Genomic DNA, 24,579 nt, shown 5'->3' with positions numbered 1-24,579 from the left:
ATGTATAAATTTTTATGGATAGCACTTTGCACTATCAGCTTGATCTCATGTGCAACAGTCAGTAATCAACAGAACCAAGTTCAATTAATATCTAGTGATAGCACATTGATAAATGGTTGTAAAAAACTAGGGCCTATCAATGTTGATACTCAGGCAATTAATTTTAATGAGAAGGCAATAAGTGAATTTAAAAAGCTTGCCTACGATAAATATGGGGCTGATTCAGCAGTCATTACTCAACGCAATAACAAAGCTTTTGGTCATGTTGTAATAGAGGGAACAGCCCTTAAATGTTATAGCTAACTTACACAACAAATCACTATACCAACCCTCGCATAATTAAAAAAATGTGAGGGTTTTTTATGAGCGAGAAAAAAGAAAAGACCGGGAAACTAAAGCCCGAAACAAAAGAGAAATTAGAGCTATGTTTTGAAATGTCATCAACCGATGCAGTGGATTTAGTTACCGAAGCATATGGCCAAAATATATTTGATAAAGAGGGGCGTGGCAATAAGGTCTGGCTTTACAAAGGTGCAAAAGAAGCTCTGACCGTTGCAGAAAAATTAAAGCGGATATTACTTGATGACGAACAAACTACAGGGAACACTGATAATCGTAAAGTAACGCCTGAACAACAAGCGACTGCTTTACTTGAACAGGTATCGAAAAAGTTAGAAGCACGCAAGCAACGTCCGAGTTAAGCCATGCCAAAGGTTAAGTTTGTTGTCTTTTTTATGGTGTATGCAGAGTACCTTGGGTGGGAGGTACCCGACTTTCATTTATGGGTATGTGAGTTTTTAGAGAACTATGGACCATTGGGTTTGCTGATGATGCCCCGTGGTCATGGTAAATCTACGTTCTTAGATATTTATAATGCATGGCGGTTATATTGCAATCCTGAACACTTGTTATTGCACCAAGGGGCAACGGATACCGATGCGGCAAAGGTCAGCCGTGGTACAGAGCAGGTTTTGGAGCGTCATCCGTTATGCGTGATGTTCAATTTTAAAAAGGTTCGTGGTGAGCTTCAAAAATGGTGGGTCGCAGGTTCTACGGACGTACGTCATGGCTCTATACATGCACGTGGGGTTTTGTCTAACGTCACGGGGTCGCGTGCAAATGAGATCCAAAACGATGACGTGGAAATGCCAAGCAATATTGGTACGCCTGAAGCACGTGAAAAACTGCGTTATCGCTTATCTGAACAAACCCATATTTTAATACCGGGTGGCCAAAAGCTTTATGTTGGTACACCACATACACATGATTCTTTATATACCCAAGTCCAAAAGCTAGGGGCTAAAACACTTATTCTCAAAATGTTTCAGAACGAGGCACGTTTTGAGAAATGTAGTGAAGCTATCGTTAATTTTGAGCCTATCAATGTCTTTAGTGGTATTGGTGTTCATGCCAAGTATTTAAAGCCTGACGAAGATTATAAGTACGTTAAACAGGGCAATGCTTACAAGATTATCTTTGTAGAAGAACATGGCTTAGTTGATGTGTACGGTGAAGCATTGTGGCCAAAGCGGTTTACACCTGCAGTTATGCAAGAACGCCGTAAAGAGTGCCGTACGCTCAATGAATGGGATTCACAGTATCAGTTACATGCTAAACCAATTGGTGAGGTACGTTTAGATCCTGATAAGTTGATTGCTTACGATTGTGAGCCAATTATTAAAACTGCCAATAAACACATGATTATGATGCTTGGTGATCGCCGTATAGTATCTGCATCATGTCGTGTCGACCCATCTAGCGGTAAAACAAAATCTGATATTTCTGCGGTTGCCTTAATACTACAGGATGAATTGGGAGTTCAGTATTGGCATCGGTCTAAAGCCTTAAAAGGTGCAATTAGTGAACATGATGACAAAGGCAAAATTAATGGTGGCCAAGTATGGCAACTTTGCGACTTAATCGAAAAATACAAACTAACCAGAGTGACAGTTGAGACGAATGGTATAGGTGGATTTTTTCCTACTGTACTAAAAAACTGTTTAAAAGTCCGTAAGCTACGTTGTGGTGTAACAGAAGTACACAGCACTGGCCAAAAGAATAAACGTATTTTAGGGGCGTTAGAAGGGCCGTTAAATAGTGGTGTGTTATGGGCGCATATTTCTGTACTAGAAGATGAAAACGGAGATGACTCAGTAGAAGCAAAACAAATGCGAATGTTCAATGCTGCAGTTACAGATCAAGACGATGATTATATTGATGCACTAGCAGGTGCGGTAAGTGACGAGCCAATTCGCATAGGGAAAACACACAATACAGTGGAGTATGGAACACATCAAACTTGGCGTGAGAATAGTGGCGTTTACGAGGCCACAGTTGATTTTGATGATTGAGGTTAGTTATGCCAGTTCCCGAACAAACACCCTATATTGAATATACTGCCGATGGAACAACAACCAAGTTTCCTCTTACTTTTGAATGTGTGAGCCAAAACCATTTAATTGTAAAGGTAAATGATATAGATCCTAGTGTTGGGGCTTGGTCGCTTGATGTAGATAGTAATATTGTTTTTTTAGTAGCACCCATCGTAAATAGCATAATAAGTATTGAACGTAATACGCCTCTAGAGCGTACACGTAATTACAAAACCAATGATAATTCATTCCGACCGACTCCTGTAAACCGTGATTTCGATGATATTTGGCGAAAGCTACAAGAGCTTAAATTTCGTGATACATGGCTTCTAGCAAAACTATTAAAAGAGACAGCCCAAAGAATTGCAGCAGATAATGTACTTCAATTAAATATTGATAATGTTGCAAGAAACCTGACTAACGAAATCAAAGAGCGGATTAGAGGTGATGGACTTACACTACAAAATGCAAAAGAATTTACAATTTGGTATGTGGATCAAATTTTAAAAAATATAACAAACGGTGTTGATTTAACAGGCTTAACAGATAGCTTAATTTTAGCTTGGACAGGAAAAACACAGCGTGAAGAAAATAAGCTAACAGTTACATCTTGTTATGATCTAACAGCATTAAAAGATATTGCAGTAGCTCAAGATCGCACCTGTTTTGTAACAGCACAAGAAAATCGTGGCTTATTTAAATATGAAGCAAATAGTATAACCCCTGAAAATGGTTTTACTATTGTTGCAAGTAATGTCGGTGGTGGACGCTGGGTTAGACAGTTTTCGGAGGCATCTTATGATAATTGGATTAATCCTTTAGATTTTGGTGTAATCCCTGATGGTACTACTGATAACAAGTCTGCCTTAAATACAATGTTCTCATATATCAATAGCATTGGCGGTGGTGCTGTGTATTTCCCTAGTGGTAAGTATGGAATGGTGGGTGGTGTTCAACTTCCTGACGATGGTAACATTTTAGTAGTTTGCTCACCCAATGCCCACTTTATCCGCCTTAGTGGTTCTACTATGATTCGCTGTAAGATGGATTTAGTGAATGGTAGCTACACAGGTTATGGATACGGTGGTCAGAATTTTAAATGGTTTGGCGGTATTATTGACACCAACCCACAAGTTGCAGGAGTAAACTCTTGTTTTGGTTTGCAAGCAGTACTTAACTTTACGATTGAAGATGCAACTATGATTGTTGGTCGTGGAGGGCATGCGATTGACTTAAACTCTAGTAAAGATGTCCGTATTAATAACAATCAATTTTATTGTCAAAAGTCAAATATATCAGCTAATAACAAGGAAGCAATTCAGATTGCAGAGGGTCGCTATTCAGGTGGTACATTGGGTTGCGAGGATATTTGGGTTGTTGGAAATACTTTTAAAGCTGACCCTAACAGCGCAGATGCTTATGCTTTTGATTCAGGTGTAGGCAATCATAATGGCACACACAATGTATATCATAAGCGTATCTATATCAAAGACAATACGTTTATTGGTTGTAATTATCGTGGCGTAGGTCTATTCAAGCATAGCGATAGTATTGTAAGTGGTAACACCTTTGATGGTTGTAAATATGCAATCATGGATTTTGCGTCAGGTATGCAATCAGATGCGTCTAAAGACCAAAATGGTGTGCAGAGTAATACATCGCAAGTTGGCTATAATGTGAAAATTGTAAACAATAATATCGTAGATTGTGGTTATGGTATTTATTGCGGTGATGCTGCTTACACAAATGCAGGCACAGTTGCTTATCGTGATAGCTACATCATTGAGGGCAATACCATGAAATCCACCGCAGTAGGTTCTTTTGGTATTCTTATGTTATGGAGTACAAAGGCAAAAATTATCAACAACACTATTACCAATTATGGCATTGGTATTGAAACCCAATATTCAAATTGCACGGACATTATTGGAAACACTGTGGATACTGCAATTGTAGGTATTCGTACTCGTGAAACTTACAATAGTGACTTTAACGGCAAAGATTATAGTCGTGAGCAGTTTATTGAAAATAACGTATTATTGAATATTCAAAATGACGGTATCTCAGTATTGGCAAGTTCTAAACACACAATAACTGATAATGTTGGTAGTGCGATAGGTATTAGTGCAAACAACACTCGTAATCTTGTTTATTTTACTACTCCTGATACAGTTGCAATCAATAATACTGTTCGTGCCACAGGAAACAGCAACAAAGCAAGTAAGGTTGTAGAAGCAGGTTCTGGGGCAACAAATGCAATAATCAAAGGGAGTATTGGGTTTGGTACTGTAAATGGCATGCCATCACAGAGTCTAACAACAGGTGGCTACATTGATGAATCGGGAAATTTAGGAAATCCTGAGGGAATCATTAAAGCTCCGTATGGAAGTCGTTACTATGATTATCCAACAGCAACTATGTATATCAAGAAAGGAAGTGGTAATACAGGTTGGATAGCTACTTAAAACACACATCAAAAACTAGCAAACCCTGAGTTTTAATTAACTCAGGGTTTTTTATTACCAAAAATTAGGGGAACAATGTGCAAGAACAACTAGACAGCACCGCTTCGGCAGTTGTTGCAACAAAAGCGGTAGCGTATGCAGGGAGTGGGGTAAGTGCATTGCAAGCATATTTTGGAACAGTAGATTGGGCATTTTGGATCAGTATTTTTGTAGCGATTGGTGGTTTCGCTATGAACTACTATTTTGCTCGTAAAAAAGATAAGCGTGATGAAGTTGAGCACCAAGAAACATTAAGAAAAATTCGTGGGGAATAATATGTCTAGTCATAATAAGCAAAAAATAGCGGTAGGTATTCTTGCTGCATCATTAGGATTTTTTGGTCTAGTGAAAGAAAAAGAGGGCTTTACCTCAAAACCTGTTGTCCCAACCAAAGGCGATGTGCCTACGATTGGCCACGGAACTACGGTTTACCCTAATGGGGTATCAGTCACACTTCATGATCGACCCATTACCCGAGCCACCGCAGATCATTACTTACGTCAGCATGTGAGTAAAACAGAACGTCAGCTTAAAAACTCAATTCCAAAAGTTGCATTGTCACAAACTGAATATGACGTGTATCTCGACTTTGTCTACCAATACGGCATTGGTGCATTTAACAAGTCCTCTATGCGTACCAACCTACTGCAAAGGCAATATACACAGGCTTGTCGCTCATTACTGCAATACCGCTATGTAGCAAAGCGTGACTGTAAGGTTCGCTCAAACAACTGCTATGGCGTGTATACGCGTCAATTAGAACGCTATAAGAAATGTATCGGAGAGAACCAATGAGCTTAGCACTATTACTTAAATTTTGGCGTGAAGGGATTATTGGGGTATTGGTGTTTGTGCTGATGGGCATGATTACCTTAGTCACCAATAAAACTCACACTATTGATAACCTGAAGCAACAGCATACGCTTTATGTCAAAGAACAAAACGAGATCCAACTTAAAGCCCAAGTCGCAGCACAACAACAACTCATTCAAGCGGAGCAAGCCTACAATGCTAAACTCAAACAAATCTCGCGCGATGCTGATTTGGCTCACACTCGGGCTAACAGCTTGTCAAAGCAACTTACCCAAGCAAATAGCCGTGTTAAAACCGCAAGACGAGAAGCAGTCGAAGAATACTCAAGAGTCCAAAGCAACGTACTCTCAAATTGCATCACAGAATATCGAAACATGGCAAAAGTTGCTGATGAATACCGAGCTGATGCGGGGAGAAAGCCCTAATTAGGTGGAGTATCTACACTATTAAGAACTTTAAAGTTCTTGGTTTCGTATATTTGAGCATTTCTATTCTGATCTACAAGTAAACAGAAGTTTTTAAAGCAGATATCAGTAAAAAAGAAATCTATATTATTTTGACCATTTATTTCGGCTCTATCATATACCAGATTTGAAACATTCAAATCTTTCTTATCTCTAGAGAAATTTTTTACACTATTTTCAAATCTAGTGCCAGAGTATGCTTTACCCTCACTATTAAGATTACCAGCTATATTAAATAAAAAAAGAAGCATACATAGTAACCCTATCCACGATAGAGCGTGAAGTATAAAAGATGCGTCAAATGATTTTTCTGTTCCATCTAAAGGTCTCAATTCTTGTATTTTTTCTGTTGTTAAATTTATTTTTTCTAAAAAAATTACAGTTTTTATTTTTAAGGTTTCATTGAAACTAGCAAAACTACTTAAGGTATTTATGCTACTTATTATAGGTTTTGTATTACAAAAATAAATATATAGAAAATTTAGATAAACATTAATTGGTCTTATCTTCTCAAAAATAAGTTTAATAAAATTAAGGTTAAGGAATTTTAAAATCAATGTATACATCACATAAAAGATTATGAAAATAGTGTTAAATAACCAACCTAATATTTTACAAGATCCACGAATCCATTGATTCAATGAGAATTCTTTAAAAAAAACAAAAAGACATATAATACTAAGAAAGTTTAAATAGTATTTAGTACCATTCAAAACTCCATACATCAATACAATAGGTGTAGGAATATCAAAAGCATCTATTTGATGGTGATAATACTCCATCATGCCTGATAGGTAGCAGTATCCACACCAGTATAAAAAAATTGTAAAAATTGATATAAAAAAAGCCCAATTTAATTCAACACTAAACTTCATTTTTCTTGTAAATCCTTTTATTTAAAACTTAATATTTGCTTCTTGCAAAATCCAATCTTCAATTTTTTGATGGTGTAAGCGTAGAAGGTCAACTGGACGGTCTTTGTAATGACGTTCAGCCGTAGCACTAGGTTTGTGTCCCATAATTTGAGCAACAACTCCTGTTGGAATTTCTAACCATTCGGTCAAGTTACTAAAAGAACGTCTTAGATCGTGAATAGTAAGTCTTGGTAAACCTTTTTCTTCTAATAGGTCATAGTAATTTTTTCTAATATCTTCAATATGGCCAGACCTAGAGCGATCTGACCAAAAAATATATTCTGAGTCAGAGTTTTGAGGTAAAGACTTAAACAGGTTTTCTACATACTTAGTCATAGGAATAAGACGGTAGTCTTGTTCTACCTTGTCCCAAATACTGATAGTTTTCCATTTAAAGTCTAACTGTGACTTCTTTAATGAGCGTAACGACTCAGATCGTGGTCCAGTCAAAATGGTTACTTGTAAAAAAACACGGTGCATGATGTTTTGTGTTTCACCAACAACTAAAAACCAATCTTTTAGTTGATTCTTCTGTAAGGCTTGTTTTCTAGGTTTTAAAATTGGAACTGATTTTCTTACTCGCTTTGAAGCATGTACATCTTTATTGATAAGTGTTGAATACACTTCATGTTCTGCACACCAATTTATACAAGCACGAGCAATACGAAAGGCAAGAGCAGCTCTACCGGGGCGATCTATTGATTCAGTAGCTTGCCACTTTATAAGTGACTCAGCATTTAAATCAACTAATGGTGTATCAAGTAAAGAGGCGAGTACACCGGGTTTGGTAATACCATGACCACGGCGATGTGCTTCACCACCTCTTTGAGATAAAGTAATATGGTCCTCTAAATGTCGCTCACTCCAACCATTTTTATTTTCCTCTACATATTCATTAAACACTTGGCCAAAGGTAATTAAAGCCTTTTGTTTGCTATCGGCATAATCTTCATTCTTCTGAGCTTCTTCTGCCTTATGTCTGCGAGGATCAATACCTTGGTCACAAAGCTGTTGTAGTCGCCTTGCTTCTTTACGTGCTTGGTCTAATTCCCATGTATTTACATTACCAATGGTTATACGTATACTTTTTTCGCATACACGTCCTTGATAGATATATGCTCTATTAGAATTTTGTGTGACACGTACAGAAAGACCGGGCGTATCTAGGTCCCAATAGAAAATTTGGTTTTTATTTTCAGTAGGTGGTTCTAGTTTATTAACTTTATTTACAGTAAATTTTAACTTCATTTGCTTACATAAATCCCATGTAAGCAGTATGTAAGCAAATTAAATCAATGTTCGTCAACACTCATAAATACTAAAACTTATAAGTTGATGATTTAACTGTTTTTTATTAAAATAGATCAACACTGATAAATACTTATCAACACGCCAAGATCGGGACTCATAATCCGTTGGTCCCGTGTTCGAGTCACGGTGGGCCCACCATATATTTAACCCTATAAATTTTTATAGGGTTTTTTATTGCCTAAAATTTAATAAAACAATACAAATTTTAAAAAAATAATTAAGGTTTAAATGTTACGGTGCCAAAGTTTATTGTAGGAGAAAATTATGAAAGCATTTGCTACTTTTGTACTAAGTACTTTAGCCTTATCTACCCACGCGCAAATGACAGCAACGGATTGCCAACATTTAACCAATGCTGCACAGGGTATTATGAAACTTAGACAAGAGGGCGCTGCATACGATCAGTTGAAAATGGAAACAACCAAAATTATAAATATACAACAGCAAAAAATCTTTGTTAAATTATTAGACGATGCATTTCAAACACCAATGCTTCAAGATCCACAGCAAAAAGCCCAAACAATTACGGACTTTTCGCAAAAATATCAAACTACTTGTGCACAATAAATTAGCCTAAGAGTTTTTGTGTACCAATCCAATGTTTAGAAAATTGGTACGCTGCACGCCCCGAACGCTGACCACGAAGTTGACACCATCTCAATGCTTCGGCGCGTGCTTCTTCAGAAAAAATCAAATTTGCATGTTCTATATATTGCTGTACTACGGTTAAGTAGAGCTGTTGATCCATTGGATAAAAAGATAACCATAAACCAAAACGATCGGATAATGATATTTTTTCCTCTATGGCTTCTTGGGGGTGTAATTCTTTATATTGTGGTACGTCAATTTGTTTGATGGGTGTATTTTCATGCATAAATTCAGGCAATAAATGACGACGGTTACTGGTTGCATAAATTAAGAAATTTTGGTGGCCTGATTCTAACGAACCATCTAATACACTTTTTAAACTTCTATAATTTTCATCTTCGGCATTAAATGCTAAGTCATCACAATAAATAATAAATTTTTCTGTACGATCTTTAATGATTGTTTTAATTTTGGGTAAATCAGCTAAATCATCACGTTCAATTTCAATGAGGCGTAAGCCTTCATTTTGATATTCTGTTAAAAGCGCACGTACAATTGATGATTTTCCTGTGCCACGTGCACCTGTTAAAAGTACATCATTTGCAGGATAGCCTTTTAAAAACTGCTGAGTATTTTGGATAATTTTCTTTTTCTGCGTATCAATTCCTTTGAGCTGATCAAGATAAAATGCTTTAGGTGCTAAAATAGGATGCAGATGCCCATTTTTCCATCTAAAAGCAGGTGCATCAAAATTGAGAGTAGGGGGTAAATCAGGAAGTGTTTGCTGTAGTTGTTTTAATACCGTAGTCAAGTGTTCTGCTAAGTCTTGAGAAATTTCTATTGTTGCCATGAGTTCGTTCCTTGTTTTATGCTTGTTACTATACAAAAAATTAGTGTTGGAGAAATGAGATGTTAGAAAAATTTAGAAAAAATATACATCTCAAACAACTTACCAAGCAATTAGCAACAGCGCAAACCTATGATCAGTGGCACCGTATAGCAAATTTACTAGACGACACAGATGAAATAATTGCATGGAGATATGAAGACAATTCCCCATATTTTGATTACCAATTAATCGATTACCGTTTAAAGCGTTTAAAAAAATATCGGCATCAAGCAAAGACTCAAGATCTTTTATTTATTTTACAAGAGGGCATGTCACATGATATTGGATATATTAACCATCCTCTTTTATTTACAGTAGCCCAAACGAGCACCAAAAATTTAGTTGAGCGTTATCTTGACGAGATATGTGAAAGTTTAATTTATCTCAAAAAGTGTGAAGATTTAACACTCATGCAGAAGACGGAATTTTTTGAGCGATGCTATAAAACATACGGACAACCTGCACTTATGTTTTCTGGTGGAGCGACGCTTGGTTTGTTTCATAGCGGTGTATGCAAAGCCTTGTTAGAACAACAATTATTACCGCGTGTTTTATCTGGAGCCAGTGCAGGTGCGGTGATGGCTTCTTTGATAGCAACAAAAGATGTCCAATCAATAGAAAATTTACTCAATCAGGATACATTGTTACGTGATGTTTTTCAGTTCAAATCTCTTAAAAGCATGATTAAAGAGGGTTTTGATGGTTTTACAGATATTGATGCACTAAAGAGTTTTTTAATTAAGAATTTAGGGCATTTAACGTTTGAGGAAGCTTATCAAATCTCAAAATTAGAACTAAATATTGCAGTTGCGCCTTATAATGCAACACAGCTTCCTAAAATTTTAAATCGTTATACTGCACCTCATGTATTGGTGTGGAGTGCTGTTTTGGCATCTTGTGCTGTACCGATGTTATTTCCTGCGGTAGAACTTATCGCAAAACAACAAGATGGTACACATATTCCATTTATGGCAAATACGCGTTGGGTCGATGGCAGTATGCGCAGTGATTTACCGCAAGAAAAAATGGTACGGCTTTACAATATAAATTATACCATTGCAAGTCAGGCAAATCCGCATGTAGTACCTTTTATGCAAGAGGATGAAGATCGCTTTAGACATGATTTATTAAGTTGGCCTGAAAGAATTGCACGTCGTCAAAGTAAAATACTTGCCAAAGGGGTGATGGATTTTACGCGAGAACGTATGGATTTATTACCACCTGTACGTCGCTTACTTGATCATGGTTATGGGATTATGAATCAGCAGTATTATGGTGATATTAATATTATTGGTAAATATAGCTTGCGCCACTACAGTTACCTTTTAAAAAATCCTGAGCCTAATTTATTTAAGAAACTGCAAAAAGAAGGTGAGAGAGCAACTTGGGCACGCATGGCAATGATCAAATCTCACGCTAAAGTAGGAAACTTATTACAGCGTCTTATATCAGATGTTTAATTTAAATTTGCCTTATAAGCTTGAGCTAATAAATGCACGTCAAGTGTATGGACGCTATTTATATAAAATAATACAGCATCAGAATGTATTTTATTTGAAGTGTCAGCAACCAATACATACAGTATTTGAACAAGGTTGGCAAAATGAAAAAAATATTTATCAACAATTTGATGGTGCTTCCTTTTTATTGCCTGCCCAATATATAAATTTAAATGAACATGGCTTGGTGTTACCACAAGCAAAACCCATATTTAATCAACCTTTAACGCCGTATTTGCTTAAAGAACTGTTATATGTATTAGATCAGTTGCATCAAACAAGTTGGATCCATGGTGATTTAAAACCTCAACATTTTGTGCGTTATCAAAATACGGTGCGTTTGATAGATTTTGAACATACTTGTCATACTGATAGTGTTCAATCACAACTACATGCAACACCACGTTATATGGCACCCGAATTATTTCATGGTGAACCTAAAAGTATACAAACTGACTTATATGCGCTCGGTATTATTTTATATGAGCACATCACACAAACACGTTTAAAGGCACAAACCTACCACGATTGGGCAGTTTTACATTGCCAAACGTCCCTTCAAATACCAAAGCAGTTCAATAAAGTACTTACAGGGCTACTAAAAAAACAAAAACAAAACCGTTTTAAAGATATTCAAGCCGTAATTGAATGCTTAGAAAGCTAAAAAATAAACATAACACATTGTTTTGAATATTATTTGTTCATACAAGAAATTTTTTATTAAATAGGGGTTGCCATACAAAAGCGATCTCTATAATATACACATCCATCGGGGGCGTGGCGGAATTGGTAGACGCACTGGATTTAGGTTCCAGCGCCGCAAGGTGTAAGAGTTCGAGTCTCTTCGCCCCCACCATCAAAGTTTACTTTGATACTAGAGGATTGGTGTAATGGTAGCATGACGGTCTCCAAAACCGTTCGTAAAGGTTCGAATCCTTTATCCTCTGCCATATTTGGGGATGTGGCGAAATTGGTAGACGCACCAGATTTAGGTTCTGGCGCCGCAAGGTGTAAGAGTTCGAGTCTCTTCATCCCCACCATATTTAAAAAACCAAGACATCGTCTTGGTTTTTTTGTATCTATATGATTTATAATGCGCATTTTTACATTTCCGAGTAGGAAAAATTGTATGAAGCTTTATGCTTTAGCTATTGCATTATTTTCTAGTGTTTGTATTGCCGAAACAGCACCTGTCAACATTGTTAAACTTGATGTGTCTGCATTACATCCTACACAGCCACGTGTTGGCTACCGTCAGATTGCTTATAAAATTCACGGTTATAAGCAAGATACCAAAAAGATTTTTGATAACTACTGCGAAAATATTGGCGCAGGAAAATTGAAAACGTATTCAGAAACTTCTAATTTAAAAGATATCAATTCTTTTGAGTGTGAAGCTAAAGTTGCAACACATATTGATGCAATGAAAACAGTCGTACAGGCACCCAATGGTCAATACTATTTAACAGATGGGCACCATTTTGTATCTGAGATTGCGCAGGTTGTGGGGCAGGATGTACCTGTATTTATGGTAGTCACGCCTGATATGAGTTATGTAAAAACCATGCGTCAATTTTCTAAAGAAATGCAGAAAAAGCGTTTGACTTGGTTAAAAGATGACGATAAATCTATTAAATTTGACCAATTGCCACAGAACTTTAGCAGTCAGCAACTAAAAAATGACGAATACCGTTCGTTGATGTTTTTCTTACGAAATATTGCATTTGATAAACCCGAAATTGCACCGCCATTTTATGAATTTTTTATGGCAGATTGGATACGTAAACAAGTACCACTGAATCAACTTAATTTAACCAATGCACAAGACTATGCTCAAGCAGTACAAAAAGTAGGGCAAGCAATGGTAAGTGCTAATCCAAGTGATGTCGTTGCTAAAATTGACGGGAAAGTTTATACCGTTAAAGACTTTGGTATTTTCCAAAAATTCAATCAAGAAAAATACAACAGCTTATTACAACCAAATAGTAAGTTGTATCAAGCATTTGAATAAACTGCACACTTGTGCAGTTTGAATAGAGTTATGCTTTTAGGTGATCTTCAAATTCTTCGCCTAATTGCATCGCTAAATTATTTCCTGCTAAATCGCACGTTACCAATCCATATTCTTTTTTAAAGCTAAATGTAAAACCTCGGTTATCTGTAAGTGTTTTTACCGAGTAGCCTAATTTTTCTAACCAAATACGAAATGCAATTAAATTTTTTGCTTTTACCACTTTTTTCATGGCAAATCTCCTCAAGCGTTATGTTATTAGTTATAGGGATAATGCTGAAATTTTTAAAGTGTAACTGTGTGAATAAAATGAAATTATTTGCATTATTTAAGTAATTCGTTGTACTTGAATAAAGTATAGGAGTTGCAATATTGATAATAATCAAGAGTTTGTGATGTTATACTGTTGCAAAATAGGTACAACAGTATAATGTAAAAAAATATGTCAAAAATTGTCTTTCAATAATCTTAGCTTTTTAAATGTCGCAACATCTTTTGCCATTAAAAAGGGATTAGTTTGTTTCTCTAATTTTAATGTTGTAGGTAGTGTATTGTGTTGTAAAAGGTCTAAGTGCTCTACATGATCTGCACGTTCTTGTAATAAAAAATTATCAGGGTCTACATGTAGTGCAAATTTAGCATTGGAAAAAGTGTATTCATGTGTACAGTAAATTTTTGTTTCATCATCAAATTGTTTAATACGTTGTAGTGATTCATACATTTGTTGATAAGTACCTTCAAAAACACGTCCGCATCCCATAGCAAATAAAACATCTCCTACAAAAAGACTTTTTAGGGATACAATAGAGTAAATAATATGTTCTAAAGTATGCCCTGGGGTATGTAACACTGCCACATCAAGCTGATTAAACTTAATCGTATTGCCATCATATATATAGGTGCATTCAAAAGGTAAAGGATGTGCTTTTGAATAAGGTGCATATATGTCAAGGTTATACTTTTGAAGTAATTGTGGCACACCACCAACATGGTCTTTATGCCAATGCGTTAGCCAAATTTGCTTGGGTTTTAAATACCATTTTAAACAGTAGTCTTCTACAATTTGACTTTCGGTTGGATCAATAATCACAACTTCTTTGGTTGAGGTATCTTCAATCAGCCAAATATAGTTTTTTAAAGTATTTTGAACATCGATCACATGAATTTTAAATGGCATAAATATACTCATAAAAAAGGGTGCTTGTGCACCCATATTGTTTAGTCTTCTGGATAGGCGGCTTTTTTAAGGGCTTGAGTGTCTGCATCGGGTGAGCACAAAGAAATAAATTCATAACCATATCCACGTAATAAGTGGCTTTTACGTACAGCAATCCAAGTGGTGTTTGTCCCAAACAATTCAGTTTCGATTTGTTCTAAACGATAGTCACGTTCTTGGTCGTACGCTACATCGTGCACAATTCCCACGCCCATGCCTAACTCAACATATGTTTTAATCACATCAGCATCAAGTGCAGACATTACAATATCAGCATCAATTTTGGCATCTGTAAAGGCTTGGTCAATTTTAGAACGTCCTGTAAACCCACCATGGTATGTAATTAGAGGATATTTGGCTAAATCGGTCAGTTGTATATCTTTTTGCTGTGTAAGCGGATGGTTAGGTGGGGTAATAATGCTATGGTGCCATGTATAGTACGGCACGCTAATCAGGTTTTCTTCAGTGGTTAATGATTCGGTGGCAATCCCAATGTCTGCTTTACCTGTCAGTAGCATTTCGGCAATTTCTAATGGACTGCCTTGCTGTAAAATCAAATGAACTTTTGGAAATTCTTTTTTAAATAAATTTACGATGGGAGGCAATACATAGCGTGCTTGCGTATGTGTTGTGGCAATTGTCAGCGTGCCTTCATCTTTTTGGTTAAAATCGTCAGCGAGGCGTTTGATGTTGTCGGCATCAATCAGCATACGTTCTACAATATTGAGTAGGGCTTGTCCTGGTTCGGTTAAGCCGAGTAGGCGTTTGCCTTTGCGTACAAACAGTTGCACACCTAGTTCATCTTCTAAGTCTTTAATATGCTTACTTACGCCCGATTGTGACGTATATAACGCCGCAGATGCCTCGGTTAAATTAAAGTTTTGTCTCACCGTTTCGCGAATAATGCGAAGTTGCTGAAAATTCATGTAACAAACCCAAATAATAAAATGATGATACTGACATGCAGTATCATCTTAGAAAGTAATGATGTGATGGTCTAGTGGTATTTACGCACGAGATGCCAAAAAATTAGCTGTTTTATGAACATAGAGAGGTGTTTGTACTTTTCTGATTGCTGAATTTTTAAGTAAAAATTGATTTAGCTGTGGAAAATGTCCAAAACCTGAGGCAACATTAATGTGTCCAACACGCCCTAAATTGTGCATGGGTATCTGCCAATATTGTGCGTACATTCGTGCATTTTGCAAAGAAAGCCAAGGATCATTTTCACTTGCAATTAAAACGCTGGGTACGTTCACTTTTAATTGTTTAAAATAATGTGAGTAGTTGTCGTGTTGCCCATGTGAAAATCCAAGTTTTGAAAAACGTGTTGGGTTTGCAGGAGCAACTAAAATAAGTTTTTTAATTTTTGTTTGTAAATGAGGAAACTTGGCAAGCGCTGCCAAAGTAGTTAAACAACCAAAACTATGGGCAACAACTTGAATAGGTGATTTAATTTTTTCGACTGTGGTTATCCAATTTTTAATCCACTGTTCTAAAATTGGGGCGTTCCAATTTTGCTGAACACGGGTCACGTTTTGTAGCTTTTGTTCTAGTTTAGATTGCCAATGTTGATCATCACTGCCACCCACACCCGGAACAATAAGCGTATGTAGTTGTTTCTTCATGTGAATGCTCCCTCGTTTTATTTTATACTACGAAAAGTTTTAATCCATAAAAAATAATAAAAAATGAATTGTTTATCAAAAAAGGTGCAAAGCAGATGTTATGTTTTAAAAACGGTGAAATTGTTGAACAAGTGGCACTTGTAGATCGCGCTTTTCAGTATGGAGATGGTTGTTTTACCACGATTGCGGTTAGACAAGGTACGCTTCAACTTTGGCATCATCATATGGCTCGTTTAAAATATGCAGCACAGCAACTTTTTTTAGATATCGACTTTCAATTAATTGCACAAGTACAACAGTTTTGGCAAAAATATAGTAATGAAGATAACGGTACATTTAAAATTTTAATTAGTCGTGGCGTTGGGCAAAGAGGATATGGTTTTGCTCATACACCTGCCGATATTTATTTTTTTCTTTATCCCATAACTCAACAACCATGTGCTTATACGCAAATTAAGTCGGGGGTTCTAGAACAAAAAATTGGTTTAACAATGCCACATTTAGTGGGGATTAAATCTTTAAATCGCTTAGAACAAGTAATTCTTAAACAAGAAGCACAACAAAAAAATTATACAGAAGCATTTGTGTTTAATGTGGCTAATGTATTGGTAGAAGGTGTGAGCAGTAATTGTTTTATTTATATAAACCAACAATGGTATACACCTAGTTTAAACCAAAGTGGTGTGCATGGCGTAATGCGTAAAGAAATTATGACACGCATGGAAAATTTAGGGCTTGAGTGTATAGAAAAAGACCTAACCTATGTAGATTTACAGCAAGCAGAAGCGGCATTTTTTTGTAATGCATTATATCCTGTACAAGCGGTGTCACAAATAGATCATTTGCTGTTAAATTGTGATATAACACAGCAGTTATTTAACGCTTTAACTTTGGATTGCCCTCTGTAACTTATGTCAGCTAAATCTCGTATTTTTCTTAGTATTCTTGTGGTGCTATGTGGAGCACTATATGCCGTTTATGCTTCAAGTTTAGGCAAAAGCTATCCTATGCAAAGCGAAAAACAATTGATCTCTATCAATCAAGGCGATACGTACACTGCTTTAATTGATCGTATGAGTGCAGAACATAAATTTACTTTACCTGTGGTATTAAAGGCATATCGTAAGTTCATGATTCACGATACGCTAAAAGCAGGCGTTTATGAAATTAAGCGTGGTACGACGGTGCGTCAAGTATTAGACATGATGTCTAATGCGGACAATGCACAAATGAATACAGTGATGATTATTGATGGTACGACATCAAAACAATTATTGCAGCGTTTAAAAAATGATCCATATGTAAAGCAAACCATTGTGAATTTGCCACAAGAACAAATGATGCAAAAATTGGGCATTGAACACAAAAACTTAGAAGGGTTACTTGCACCCAATACTTATTTTTATAATAAAGGCGAAACCGATCAAAAAATTCTAACTGATTTATACCGCCGTCAGATTGAACTTTTGCAACAAGCATGGCAAAAACGTGCGCCTAATTTGCCGTATAAAAATCAGTATGAAGCGTTAATTATGGCGTCTATTATTGAAAAAGAAACGAGCATTGATAAAGAGATGAACCAAATTGCAGGGGTGTTCATCCGCCGTTTGCAACAAGGAATGCGTTTACAAACAGATCCAACCGTCATTTATGGCATGGGCGATGCTTATAAAGGTAGTATTACTAAGCAAGATTTACGTACCGCAACGCCGTACAATACCTATACCATGGCAGGCTTACCACCTACGCCGATTGCACTGCCAAGTAAAAAAGCAATAGAAGCAGCAATGCATCCTGACCAATCAAAAAGTGTTTATTTTGTTGCCACAGGCAACGGCGGACATACATTTAGTGAAACGCTTGAACAACATAATCAAGCCGTACAGCAATATTTAACAGTATTAAGATCTAAAAAAGCGGGACAATAGATGTTTATTAGTTTTGAAGGCACAGAAGGTGTTGGCAAAAGTACATTAATTCAACGTGTACACGACTATTTTGTGGCTCAAAATAAAGAGGTCGTACTGACGCGTGAACCTGGTGGGACACTATTGGCAGAAAAAATTCGTGGTTTATTGCTTTCTGTAAGCGATGAAACTATGTGTGCCGATACAGAACTTTTACTCATTTATGCGGCTCGCAGTCAGCATTTGCAACATGTGGTATTACCTGCTTTACGTGCAGGTAAAGTGGTACTGAGTGATCGTTTTACAGATGCAAGTTTTGCTTACCAAGTGAAAGGGCGTGGTTTGAGCCAACAAAAACTCGAATTACTTAACCAAACTTTTGTTGAGCAAATGCCTAATTTGACCTTTTGGCTAGATGCACCTATAGAACTTGGCATGGCACGTGCAACTGCTCGTGGTGAGTTAGACCGTTTTGAACAAGAAAAACTTGAGTTTTTTACTAAAGTCAGACAAGGCTATGCTTTTTTACATGCACAATCTCCTGAGCGTATTAAACGTTTAGATGCTACGCAAAGTGCAGAGGCTGTATTTAAAGACTGCTTGGCTTATTTTTAGCATCTTTTTTAGCGAATAAGCTAAATAAAACTAATCTGTTTAAATAATTCCTCGTAGCTTTGTGCTTTTTTCTCTAAAGCAAGAGGATAAGCACGAGAGCTTGAAGGCATACGATAAAGTTGAATGGTTCGGTTAAGTATTAAACCTGTACTTGGGCAACCAATTTTAGGTTTACTCGTATCTGTTGTAAAGTGTGTAAGCAGGGTATCGGTGGCTTTATCACCTGTGGTCATCATATATTGGCAATTAGGGAGTTGTTGTAATATTTTTGGGATATCGCTAGGTGTGACGACTTCTAAAAATTTATCTGCCGCATTGTTTTGCAAGCGTTTTACTTGATAGGCTGTATCAAAGATTGCAATACCTTTATCGTTTAAGAAGGCTTGTATGCGTGGCAAATCAAAGCTTTTATTGGCTAAATCTAAAAAGTAATTTTTATCTTTAAAAAAGATAAGCCCCATAATACGCCACATATCATTTTGATAATTCGGATAATAAAAATCCATCTTCCATTTGTTTTGTGGTGGTGGAAAACTACCCAACATCAATAACTTCGCATTTTTAGGTAAATATGGTTGTAGTGGGTGTGTTTCAATCATTATTTAAATTCCATTCTTGAATAAAATTGATAAAGTGTCTAACAACAGATCGCATAGTTGTATGTTTAGACCAATATAAATAACAAAATTCAGAGCTTTGTGTCCACTTTGGTAATAGTGGTACTAAACCTGCGTTAAAATATTCAAATATATAGCCTATACCTAAATCATGTTTTACTGCATCTGCAATCAATGCATTATCTGTAAATGTTAAACAAAACTGCGGTTGTGTTGACATAAATTCCCATAAGAAATATTGACCACTCGGAAACTTGCGCCCAATACAGCGATGCGATAAGAGATCATTTGGGTGCTCAGGTGTTCCATTTTTACAGAAAGCTATGCACTAAGTGCGCCCATATTTGCAAGTTTGTTTACTAAAATTAAATTTGGACTAGGTTTATTTTTTGTTGGAAATCTTCTTAAAATTTCAATTCATCATTTAACTTTGTTCTATGTTGCATAGTGTTTAGCAGGGATAGGTGTGGGAATTTTTTCTCTATTATGTGTAAATGCAGGTAAGCTATTATTTGATGAATGTTCTAAAGGGCGTGTACTTGCTTTAATGTTAGGTGGGTTAAGTGTAAGCACAGCATTTGGTGTACCTATTAGTTTATTATTGGTACAGAAGTGGGGGGTGGCACGTCCCTTTTTACTTTATTTTGATATGCACAAGTATAAGTGCTACTGGTGTTTTAAAGAATTTTTTTATTTCGCCATCCTATATCTCTATAAAAAATAAATTAAAAAACTTAACTTTTCGACCTCTTCAAAAAATCTTATTTATTTCATTTTTAACTGCTTTTGCTTCTTTGGATCTATACAGTTTTTTAGGAATATTAATACTTCAACATCTTGTATTGAGCATGTGGTGTTGGGGCATAGGTGGTTTATTTGGGGCGTTTAGTGTAGGTTGATTGCTTGATCATTTATTAATACCACAAGCTTTTTTAAAAATATTGTTATGTACTTTGTTGTTGGGGTTAATGTTTTTATTTATTTTTCCACCCCTTGGTTGTTTGTTGTGGGGTTTTGCAGGCTGGGCAAGTATTGTGCCTCAGCAATATAAGATTTTAGCTTTAGAAAACATTGATACCACTGCCGCAGTTGCATTAAATTCATCTATCAATTATTTAGGTGGTGCAGTAGGTACAGCACTTGGAGGCATTTTACTTACCTTTTTTGTACCTTCAATTTTAGTGATCGTTGCAATGTCTGTCTTGTTGTTTAGTCTTTTTATTGTTTATACTAGGTAGATCGGTCTATATAGTTAAAAATATGAAAACAGCAAAAGATAAAATATTAACTTCTGCATCTACTTTGTTTTATAACCAAGGGATTGCACAAACAGGTATTAATGCTATTACTGCACATGCAGATGTCGCAAAAATGTCGTTATATAATAATTTTTCTAATAAAGCAGAAATTGTGGCAGCTTATATTCAAGCTCGACATCAAGAATGGTTAGGCTTATATGCAGTGCGTGAGCAACAAGCAAACACAGCTATAGAAAGGATTTTGGCTGTATTTGATTCATATTGTGATCATGCAGAATTTGCGTATGAAAATGGTTTTAGGGGGTGTGGTTTGTTAAATGCAGCAGCAGAGTTTGCAGCCAATACACCTGAACGAGATGCAGTTAAGTTACATAAGGATGAGGTGGAACAAATTCTAAGTAAACACTTAAAGGATTGTGTGCAAGATCAAACACAAGTTCCCAATCTTGCCCTTCAAATTTCTTTTTTATTAGAAGGGTCAATTGCGCGTGCAGGGTTAGAAGGAACAAGTCAAAAAATTATTCAAGCCAAAGCAATTGCACATACTTTATTAAAACAGGTATGTTGAGATGAATTTAGGTTTTTGGGCAATTCTTTTTACTTCTTTTTTATGGGGAACAACGGGTGTTGTTGCTTCGTTTGCCCCACAATTAAGTCCTTTTGCAATAGGTGCTGCTGCTATGGGTGGCGGTGGCATATTACAAGCACTTTTTGCAATAAAATCGCTTAAACGAGAAATATTTTGTTTAACTCAATCTTTTAAGTTAATTATCCTAGGTGGGCTTGCTGTTGCTGTTTATCCTTTGGCTTTTTACGCTTCTATGCATTATGCAGGTATTACCATTGGAACAGTTATTTCAATTGGAAGTGCGCCACTGTTTAGTGCTTTATTAGAACGTTTTTTTGATGCAAAAAAACTTACGCTAACGTGGTTTTTAAGTGTTGGACTTGGAATATTAGGTGTGGTGTTACTTTCGATGGGAGAGGGATCACATCCTTTAGGTAATCATAAAAATTTAGGTATTGGCTTAGGTATTTTGGCAGGTATAAGTTATGCACTTTATTCTTGGTTGGCAAGAAGGGTTATGCATAGTGGGATAAGTTCAAAAGCCACTATGGGTGCCATATTTGGTATAGGGGGGATTATTTTACTTCCAACACTAGCATTTACAGGGCAAAATTTGTTTGAAAATACAACACATACTTTAGTTATTACATATATGACTATTTTTCCTATGTTTTTAGGATATGTATTATTTGGTTATGGTTTAAAAAAAGTGACAGCAAGTACAGCTCTAACAATTACACTCAGTGAGCCTTTAATTGCAGCGTTACTTGCAATGTTGATTGTCAAAGAAATACTTTCTTTTGTGGGAGTTATTGGTATGATTTTAATCATAGTGAGTATTTTTATCGTGTCTTATCGACCTAAAATATAGTAATTAATTGACTATACTGTCTAAAAAAGACTGGTGATTACGAAAGACAATTTACTTCGCAGTTTAATTATAGTCTTGTATTTTTAGAAAAAAAGTTGAGGTAGTATTACAAAATCTATCTCAACTTTTTCAAATTGATATTTATCATCATGCAAAGAAAGTATATTTATGTAAAAAACCCCTAGATACAATTTGGTTTTTTAGGGTTACTAAAAGAAAAATTCCTTTATTATCCACAGCATATCAAAATTAGACTACTCCCAAATTTTTTATTGCTTGAACAAATTATAATAAAAGATCAATTTTGTAAAAAGATTAGTATTTCAATTTTCAGATAAGCGTAAATACAAATCTATGCCATTAAAATAAATCTTATATAATAATGTTAAATTTTTAGAGTATAGATGCGTGAATAAAGTCATTACAGAATTATTCGATAAATCAATAGATAAGAAACTTTGGGTCGCACCGATGGCAGGTGGGAAAGATTTTTAATTTTTATACTAATAAAACAATAACTTATATATTTTTGAGTGGTGCATGGTGCAAATACAGTGCAACCACTCCTTGAAAATTAGTTTATAAATTCAGTTGTGCATTTGTGCCCAATCATTTTTCGATTCTTTAGATACTCTATTCAACCATGCTTCTAAATCTGTTAAATGCACAAAATAGGGTGATTTTGCACCATCAGTTTTAAATGCAGGGAACGGCAACTTACATTGACTTGCACGTTTATTTGCCTGAGTAAGTGTAAGATGAGGCATATAGTCTTTCAATATATCAGAAAGCTGAATAATAGGGCTTCTATATTTCATCATTAACATAAAGCCAATATCAACTGGATCTTGTTTTTTAGTGATTGTCATAGTTTAACTTCCAAATAATCAGAGCCAATCAAATGTTCTTCAAATTCACGACCGAGATCTTTAGCTGCTTGGTTGCCCGATAGGTCTTTACCAACACGAATATAGTGTTGAGACTTTTTATAAGTACGCCGTGCTTCTTTGCTTTGTGCTCTTGCTACGAATCCACCGTCTAGGTCTTTAACTTCGTAGCAGAGTTTTGTGAGCCATAAGCGAAAGGCATCTAGGTTTTTAGGTTTAACGACTTTAGTCATTTAAATTTACTCTAATTCTTAATAGTGGCCACCGAAGTGGCCCTATGGGTTTATTCGCCAAGTTCAATCAATCGGTTTTCATAAGCCTGATCAATTTCAGGAATACCGCTAAAATCTTTGGTATATGGTTCAGCCATAATTGCGTTCAGATCGTCTATGTTTTTAGCGTGTTCTATCGCCGTAACAATCTTTTTAATCACCGCATCATCATCTAGGTCATCTAAAATTTCACCTTGAGAAAGTCGCTCATACTGTTGTGCATATTCAGTTGCAACAGCGTTTTGGTCATCTCGCGTCATATTTGGTTTATCTTTAGCAATGACTGCACCTGCTTTTTTAAGTTCTTCTAGGCTTTTAATACCTTGGATGAATTGTATATGTTCGTTACGTGCAAGCTCACTTTTGGTTGCGTCAGGTTGGTTAATTTGCTCAATACGTTGTTTAGCATGTGCTTCTAAATATTGCTTGTGGGTCGTACTTAAACCGTCATCTGCAATAGCTTGAGCTAACTTCTTTTGAACGCCGTCTACTGACTTTAAGGCATTGATCTCTTTTATGTACTTCGTACGAACCTTTGTTGAGTCAACGATAGGAGTAGGTGCTTTGGCTTCTTGAGCTACTGGAGTAGGTTCTGCAGGTGTAGTTTCCACCTTTGGTTCAACTTGTTCAGCTTTAATTTCTTCTGCAGGTTGTGGCTCAGGGTCTTTGGTCACTGATTTTCTTAAATCAGATGAATTAACTGCAGGTGTTTCTTCTGCAGGTTCAGGAGTTACATCAACCAGGTTATCTAGTTCTTCTTCTTGTGTTTTGATGCCCATCAATAGTTCAGGTGCATAGATACGTCCAAAGAATGCCGCCGCACGATAACGCAACATTTGTTCAGGCATGGTTTGCCATTTAGAACCGTTCTTTTGATACCATCCTTCAGCAACAGCCATTCTCATGCTGATTTCAGCAGATTCTAGGCGTTCGCCTGTTTCTTTTTCGATAGCCCATGCTTTACACACAAGGTCACGTACTTTAACGGTCTCTTGAATATCTTTAGGTAGTTTCTTGTTTGCACCTTGATTATATTCCCATACACGTCTTACATAGGTCAGCTCAACTTCACCACGATCTTCAACATCAAAGCGTAAAGATGAGTATTTGCCTGATGAGTTAATTGAAGCAATAACAAATTGTGATGACCATGATGGGCGACCATCAATGATGTAAAGGTTCTGCATAATCATGAGTGGATCTGCACCTAAACGATTGGCCATGTTCACTGCCACAATGCTGTTCGCTACGCCGTTTGGATTATCTCTTGGTTCGTAGATAGCATTGCCGTAGCTGTCTTTACCCACTTTAACGTCAATTACTTTACGGTACTGTTCAGGCACCATCGTTGATGATGCAAGCATAGTGGCAATA

General features: G+C 36.2%; 30 protein-coding genes and 3 tRNA genes. 20 read left to right on the top strand and 13 right to left on the bottom strand.

All coding sequences use genetic code 11. The features are described from left to right. The 7 genes from PCI70_RS10635 (at position 1) to PCI70_RS10605 (ending at position 6,114) form a co-directional block, all read left to right on the top strand. Positions 1-303, top strand: a complete 303-nt coding sequence (locus tag PCI70_RS10635; protein WP_269915312.1) for a hypothetical protein — start codon at positions 1-3, stop codon at positions 301-303. Between the two features lie 59 nt (positions 304-362). Next, the gene (locus PCI70_RS10630; protein WP_269915311.1) at positions 363-701 is read left to right on the top strand and encodes a hypothetical protein; all 339 of its coding nucleotides are present in this window, start codon (positions 363-365) and stop codon (positions 699-701) included. Positions 702-704: 3 nt separating this feature from the next. Then, positions 705-2,351, top strand: coding sequence for a phage terminase large subunit (gene terL, locus PCI70_RS10625; RefSeq protein ID WP_269915310.1), 1,647 nt, complete (start codon positions 705-707; stop codon positions 2,349-2,351). A gap of 8 nt (positions 2,352-2,359) precedes the next feature. After that, a complete protein-coding gene (locus PCI70_RS10620; protein ID WP_269915309.1) occupies positions 2,360-4,837 on the top strand; it encodes a NosD domain-containing protein in 2,478 nt (825 codons plus the stop codon). A gap of 77 nt (positions 4,838-4,914) precedes the next feature. Beyond that, entirely contained in the window at positions 4,915-5,151 is a 237-nt protein-coding gene (locus PCI70_RS10615) for a holin (protein ID WP_269915308.1), read from the top strand. A 1-nt stretch (position 5,152) separates the two neighbouring features. Next, positions 5,153-5,671: a glycoside hydrolase family protein gene (locus tag PCI70_RS10610; protein ID WP_269915307.1), complete on the top strand. Its 519-nt coding sequence runs from the start codon at positions 5,153-5,155 to the stop codon at positions 5,669-5,671. After that, a complete protein-coding gene (locus PCI70_RS10605) occupies positions 5,668-6,114 on the top strand; it encodes a hypothetical protein (RefSeq protein ID WP_269915306.1) in 447 nt (148 codons plus the stop codon). The genes PCI70_RS10610 and PCI70_RS10605 overlap by 4 nt, the downstream gene beginning before the upstream one ends. On the opposite strand, the gene PCI70_RS10600 is transcribed toward PCI70_RS10605, so the two are convergent. Both PCI70_RS10600 and PCI70_RS10595 read right to left on the bottom strand, forming a co-directional pair. Beyond that, entirely contained in the window at positions 6,111-7,028 is a 918-nt protein-coding gene (locus PCI70_RS10600) for a hypothetical protein (RefSeq protein WP_269915305.1), read from the bottom strand. The genes PCI70_RS10605 and PCI70_RS10600 overlap by 4 nt on opposite strands. A gap of 21 nt (positions 7,029-7,049) precedes the next feature. Beyond that, a complete protein-coding gene (locus tag PCI70_RS10595; protein ID WP_269915304.1) occupies positions 7,050-8,315 on the bottom strand; it encodes a tyrosine-type recombinase/integrase in 1,266 nt (421 codons plus the stop codon). Between the two features lie 327 nt (positions 8,316-8,642). On the opposite strand from PCI70_RS10595, the gene PCI70_RS10590 reads away from it, so the two are divergent. After that, a complete protein-coding gene (locus PCI70_RS10590) occupies positions 8,643-8,945 on the top strand; it encodes a hypothetical protein (protein WP_269915303.1) in 303 nt (100 codons plus the stop codon). Position 8,946: 1 nt separating this feature from the next. Here the strand turns inward: PCI70_RS10590 and PCI70_RS10585 are convergent, their stop codons facing one another. Further along, complete coding sequence (locus tag PCI70_RS10585; protein ID WP_269915302.1) at positions 8,947-9,816, bottom strand: ATP-binding protein; 870 nt, start codon at positions 9,814-9,816, stop codon at positions 8,947-8,949. A 59-nt stretch (positions 9,817-9,875) separates the two neighbouring features. Between PCI70_RS10585 and PCI70_RS10580 the strand changes: the two genes are divergently transcribed. From PCI70_RS10580 to PCI70_RS10555, 6 genes are all read left to right on the top strand, one after another. Then, positions 9,876-11,315 carry a patatin-like phospholipase family protein gene (locus tag PCI70_RS10580; protein WP_269915301.1) on the top strand — a complete coding sequence of 480 codons (1,440 nt, stop codon included), beginning with the start codon at positions 9,876-9,878 and terminating at the stop codon, positions 11,313-11,315. Next, positions 11,308-12,018, top strand: a complete 711-nt coding sequence (locus PCI70_RS10575) for a protein kinase domain-containing protein (RefSeq protein WP_269915300.1) — start codon at positions 11,308-11,310, stop codon at positions 12,016-12,018. Before PCI70_RS10580 ends, PCI70_RS10575 begins: the two co-directional genes overlap by 8 nt. Before the next feature lie 107 nt (positions 12,019-12,125). Beyond that, positions 12,126-12,210 (top strand) — tRNA-Leu (locus PCI70_RS10570). A 20-nt stretch (positions 12,211-12,230) separates the two neighbouring features. Next, positions 12,231-12,304 (top strand) — tRNA-Trp (locus PCI70_RS10565). 5 nt (positions 12,305-12,309) lie between these two features. Continuing rightward, positions 12,310-12,394, top strand: a tRNA-Leu gene (locus PCI70_RS10560). A gap of 89 nt (positions 12,395-12,483) precedes the next feature. Continuing rightward, entirely contained in the window at positions 12,484-13,365 is an 882-nt protein-coding gene (locus PCI70_RS10555) for a ParB/Srx family N-terminal domain-containing protein (RefSeq protein ID WP_269915299.1), read from the top strand. Positions 13,366-13,393: 28 nt separating this feature from the next. Here PCI70_RS10555 and PCI70_RS10550 read toward each other — a convergent pair whose 3' ends face one another. The 4 genes from PCI70_RS10550 to PCI70_RS10535 form a co-directional block, all read right to left on the bottom strand. Beyond that, the gene (locus tag PCI70_RS10550; protein WP_269915298.1) at positions 13,394-13,597 is read right to left on the bottom strand and encodes a hypothetical protein; all 204 of its coding nucleotides are present in this window, start codon (positions 13,595-13,597) and stop codon (positions 13,394-13,396) included. A gap of 213 nt (positions 13,598-13,810) precedes the next feature. Beyond that, positions 13,811-14,542, bottom strand: a complete 732-nt coding sequence (gene gloB / locus PCI70_RS10545) for a hydroxyacylglutathione hydrolase (RefSeq protein ID WP_269915297.1) — start codon at positions 14,540-14,542, stop codon at positions 13,811-13,813. Positions 14,543-14,583: 41 nt separating this feature from the next. Further along, positions 14,584-15,507, bottom strand: coding sequence for a CysB family HTH-type transcriptional regulator (locus PCI70_RS10540; RefSeq protein ID WP_269915296.1), 924 nt, complete (start codon positions 15,505-15,507; stop codon positions 14,584-14,586). 81 nt (positions 15,508-15,588) lie between these two features. Continuing rightward, entirely contained in the window at positions 15,589-16,209 is a 621-nt protein-coding gene (locus PCI70_RS10535; RefSeq protein WP_269915295.1) for an RBBP9/YdeN family alpha/beta hydrolase, read from the bottom strand. 95 nt (positions 16,210-16,304) lie between these two features. Here PCI70_RS10535 and pabC point away from each other — a divergent pair, with 95 nt between their 5' ends. The 3 genes from pabC to tmk are packed head-to-tail and all read left to right on the top strand — an operon-like array spanning position 16,305 to position 18,731. Then, positions 16,305-17,117, top strand: coding sequence for an aminodeoxychorismate lyase (gene pabC / locus PCI70_RS10530; RefSeq protein ID WP_269915294.1), 813 nt, complete (start codon positions 16,305-16,307; stop codon positions 17,115-17,117). A 3-nt stretch (positions 17,118-17,120) separates the two neighbouring features. Next, on the top strand, positions 17,121-18,137 hold the full coding sequence (mltG, locus tag PCI70_RS10525) for an endolytic transglycosylase MltG (RefSeq protein WP_269915293.1): 1,017 nt from the start codon (positions 17,121-17,123) through the stop codon (positions 18,135-18,137). Beyond that, the gene (gene tmk, locus PCI70_RS10520) at positions 18,138-18,731 is read left to right on the top strand and encodes a dTMP kinase (RefSeq protein ID WP_269915292.1); all 594 of its coding nucleotides are present in this window, start codon (positions 18,138-18,140) and stop codon (positions 18,729-18,731) included. It begins immediately after the preceding gene. 20 nt (positions 18,732-18,751) lie between these two features. On the opposite strand, the gene PCI70_RS10515 is transcribed toward tmk, so the two are convergent. From PCI70_RS10515 to PCI70_RS10505, 3 genes are all read right to left on the bottom strand, one after another. Next, positions 18,752-19,330: a uracil-DNA glycosylase family protein gene (locus PCI70_RS10515; protein ID WP_269915291.1), complete on the bottom strand. Its 579-nt coding sequence runs from the start codon at positions 19,328-19,330 to the stop codon at positions 18,752-18,754. Continuing rightward, positions 19,323-19,673 carry a LysR substrate-binding domain-containing protein gene (locus PCI70_RS10510; protein WP_269915341.1) on the bottom strand — a complete coding sequence of 117 codons (351 nt, stop codon included), beginning with the start codon at positions 19,671-19,673 and terminating at the stop codon, positions 19,323-19,325. Before PCI70_RS10510 ends, PCI70_RS10515 begins: the two co-directional genes overlap by 8 nt. Before the next feature lie 110 nt (positions 19,674-19,783). Then, positions 19,784-19,921 carry a hypothetical protein gene (locus PCI70_RS10505; protein ID WP_269915290.1) on the bottom strand — a complete coding sequence of 46 codons (138 nt, stop codon included), beginning with the start codon at positions 19,919-19,921 and terminating at the stop codon, positions 19,784-19,786. 395 nt (positions 19,922-20,316) lie between these two features. Between PCI70_RS10505 and PCI70_RS10500 the strand changes: the two genes are divergently transcribed. From PCI70_RS10500 to PCI70_RS10490, 3 genes are read left to right on the top strand one after another with little or no spacing between them, the layout of a single operon-like run. Beyond that, positions 20,317-20,586 carry a hypothetical protein gene (locus PCI70_RS10500; protein WP_269915289.1) on the top strand — a complete coding sequence of 90 codons (270 nt, stop codon included), beginning with the start codon at positions 20,317-20,319 and terminating at the stop codon, positions 20,584-20,586. A gap of 22 nt (positions 20,587-20,608) precedes the next feature. Then, positions 20,609-21,175, top strand: coding sequence for a TetR/AcrR family transcriptional regulator (locus PCI70_RS10495; protein ID WP_269915288.1), 567 nt, complete (start codon positions 20,609-20,611; stop codon positions 21,173-21,175). Position 21,176: 1 nt separating this feature from the next. Then, entirely contained in the window at positions 21,177-22,046 is an 870-nt protein-coding gene (locus PCI70_RS10490; RefSeq protein WP_269915287.1) for a DMT family transporter, read from the top strand. Positions 22,047-22,633: 587 nt separating this feature from the next. Here PCI70_RS10490 and PCI70_RS10485 read toward each other — a convergent pair. From PCI70_RS10485 to PCI70_RS10475, 3 genes are all read right to left on the bottom strand, one after another. Beyond that, positions 22,634-22,915, bottom strand: a complete 282-nt coding sequence (locus PCI70_RS10485) for a pyocin activator PrtN family protein (RefSeq protein ID WP_269915286.1) — start codon at positions 22,913-22,915, stop codon at positions 22,634-22,636. Further along, positions 22,912-23,166 carry a hypothetical protein gene (locus tag PCI70_RS10480; RefSeq protein ID WP_269915285.1) on the bottom strand — a complete coding sequence of 85 codons (255 nt, stop codon included), beginning with the start codon at positions 23,164-23,166 and terminating at the stop codon, positions 22,912-22,914. The genes PCI70_RS10485 and PCI70_RS10480 overlap by 4 nt, the downstream gene beginning before the upstream one ends. A gap of 50 nt (positions 23,167-23,216) precedes the next feature. Next, a partial coding sequence (locus PCI70_RS10475) for a recombinase RecT (RefSeq protein ID WP_269915284.1) occupies positions 23,217-24,579 on the bottom strand: 1,363 nt, incomplete at its 5' end.

The organism is Acinetobacter sp. HY1485, assembly GCF_027568475.1.
Lineage (GTDB): Bacteria > Pseudomonadota > Gammaproteobacteria > Pseudomonadales > Moraxellaceae > Acinetobacter.
The sequence above is the reverse complement of the archived record's forward strand: the minus strand, read 5'-3'. Positions and strand labels throughout refer to the sequence as shown.

What these genes read in the sequence shown, in the direction of transcription:
- PCI70_RS10635 (WP_269915312.1), top strand. Translation starts at nt 1, where the DNA reads ATGTATAAATTTTTATGGATAGCACTTTGCACTATCAGCTTGATCTCA.
- PCI70_RS10630 (WP_269915311.1), top strand. Translation starts at nt 363, where the DNA reads ATGAGCGAGAAAAAAGAAAAGACCGGGAAACTAAAGCCCGAAACAAAA.
- terL (WP_269915310.1), top strand. Translation starts at nt 705, where the DNA reads ATGCCAAAGGTTAAGTTTGTTGTCTTTTTTATGGTGTATGCAGAGTAC.
- PCI70_RS10620 (WP_269915309.1), top strand. Translation starts at nt 2,360, where the DNA reads ATGCCAGTTCCCGAACAAACACCCTATATTGAATATACTGCCGATGGA.
- PCI70_RS10610 (WP_269915307.1), top strand. Translation starts at nt 5,153, where the DNA reads ATGTCTAGTCATAATAAGCAAAAAATAGCGGTAGGTATTCTTGCTGCA.
- PCI70_RS10605 (WP_269915306.1), top strand. Translation starts at nt 5,668, where the DNA reads ATGAGCTTAGCACTATTACTTAAATTTTGGCGTGAAGGGATTATTGGG.
- PCI70_RS10600 (WP_269915305.1), bottom strand. Translation starts at nt 7,028, where the DNA reads ATGAAGTTTAGTGTTGAATTAAATTGGGCTTTTTTTATATCAATTTTT.
- PCI70_RS10595 (WP_269915304.1), bottom strand. Translation starts at nt 8,315, where the DNA reads ATGAAGTTAAAATTTACTGTAAATAAAGTTAATAAACTAGAACCACCT.
- PCI70_RS10590 (WP_269915303.1), top strand. Translation starts at nt 8,643, where the DNA reads ATGAAAGCATTTGCTACTTTTGTACTAAGTACTTTAGCCTTATCTACC.
- PCI70_RS10585 (WP_269915302.1), bottom strand. Translation starts at nt 9,816, where the DNA reads ATGGCAACAATAGAAATTTCTCAAGACTTAGCAGAACACTTGACTACG.
- PCI70_RS10580 (WP_269915301.1), top strand. Translation starts at nt 9,876, where the DNA reads ATGTTAGAAAAATTTAGAAAAAATATACATCTCAAACAACTTACCAAG.
- PCI70_RS10575 (WP_269915300.1), top strand. Translation starts at nt 11,308, where the DNA reads ATGTTTAATTTAAATTTGCCTTATAAGCTTGAGCTAATAAATGCACGT.
- PCI70_RS10555 (WP_269915299.1), top strand. Translation starts at nt 12,484, where the DNA reads ATGAAGCTTTATGCTTTAGCTATTGCATTATTTTCTAGTGTTTGTATT.
- PCI70_RS10550 (WP_269915298.1), bottom strand. Translation starts at nt 13,597, where the DNA reads ATGAAAAAAGTGGTAAAAGCAAAAAATTTAATTGCATTTCGTATTTGG.
- gloB (WP_269915297.1), bottom strand. Translation starts at nt 14,542, where the DNA reads ATGCCATTTAAAATTCATGTGATCGATGTTCAAAATACTTTAAAAAAC.
- PCI70_RS10540 (WP_269915296.1), bottom strand. Translation starts at nt 15,507, where the DNA reads ATGAATTTTCAGCAACTTCGCATTATTCGCGAAACGGTGAGACAAAAC.
- PCI70_RS10535 (WP_269915295.1), bottom strand. Translation starts at nt 16,209, where the DNA reads ATGAAGAAACAACTACATACGCTTATTGTTCCGGGTGTGGGTGGCAGT.
- pabC (WP_269915294.1), top strand. Translation starts at nt 16,305, where the DNA reads ATGTTATGTTTTAAAAACGGTGAAATTGTTGAACAAGTGGCACTTGTA.
- mltG (WP_269915293.1), top strand. Translation starts at nt 17,121, where the DNA reads ATGTCAGCTAAATCTCGTATTTTTCTTAGTATTCTTGTGGTGCTATGT.
- tmk (WP_269915292.1), top strand. Translation starts at nt 18,138, where the DNA reads ATGTTTATTAGTTTTGAAGGCACAGAAGGTGTTGGCAAAAGTACATTA.
- PCI70_RS10515 (WP_269915291.1), bottom strand. Translation starts at nt 19,330, where the DNA reads ATGATTGAAACACACCCACTACAACCATATTTACCTAAAAATGCGAAG.
- PCI70_RS10500 (WP_269915289.1), top strand. Translation starts at nt 20,317, where the DNA reads ATGTTTTTATTTATTTTTCCACCCCTTGGTTGTTTGTTGTGGGGTTTT.
- PCI70_RS10495 (WP_269915288.1), top strand. Translation starts at nt 20,609, where the DNA reads ATGAAAACAGCAAAAGATAAAATATTAACTTCTGCATCTACTTTGTTT.
- PCI70_RS10490 (WP_269915287.1), top strand. Translation starts at nt 21,177, where the DNA reads ATGAATTTAGGTTTTTGGGCAATTCTTTTTACTTCTTTTTTATGGGGA.
- PCI70_RS10485 (WP_269915286.1), bottom strand. Translation starts at nt 22,915, where the DNA reads ATGACAATCACTAAAAAACAAGATCCAGTTGATATTGGCTTTATGTTA.
- PCI70_RS10480 (WP_269915285.1), bottom strand. Translation starts at nt 23,166, where the DNA reads ATGACTAAAGTCGTTAAACCTAAAAACCTAGATGCCTTTCGCTTATGG.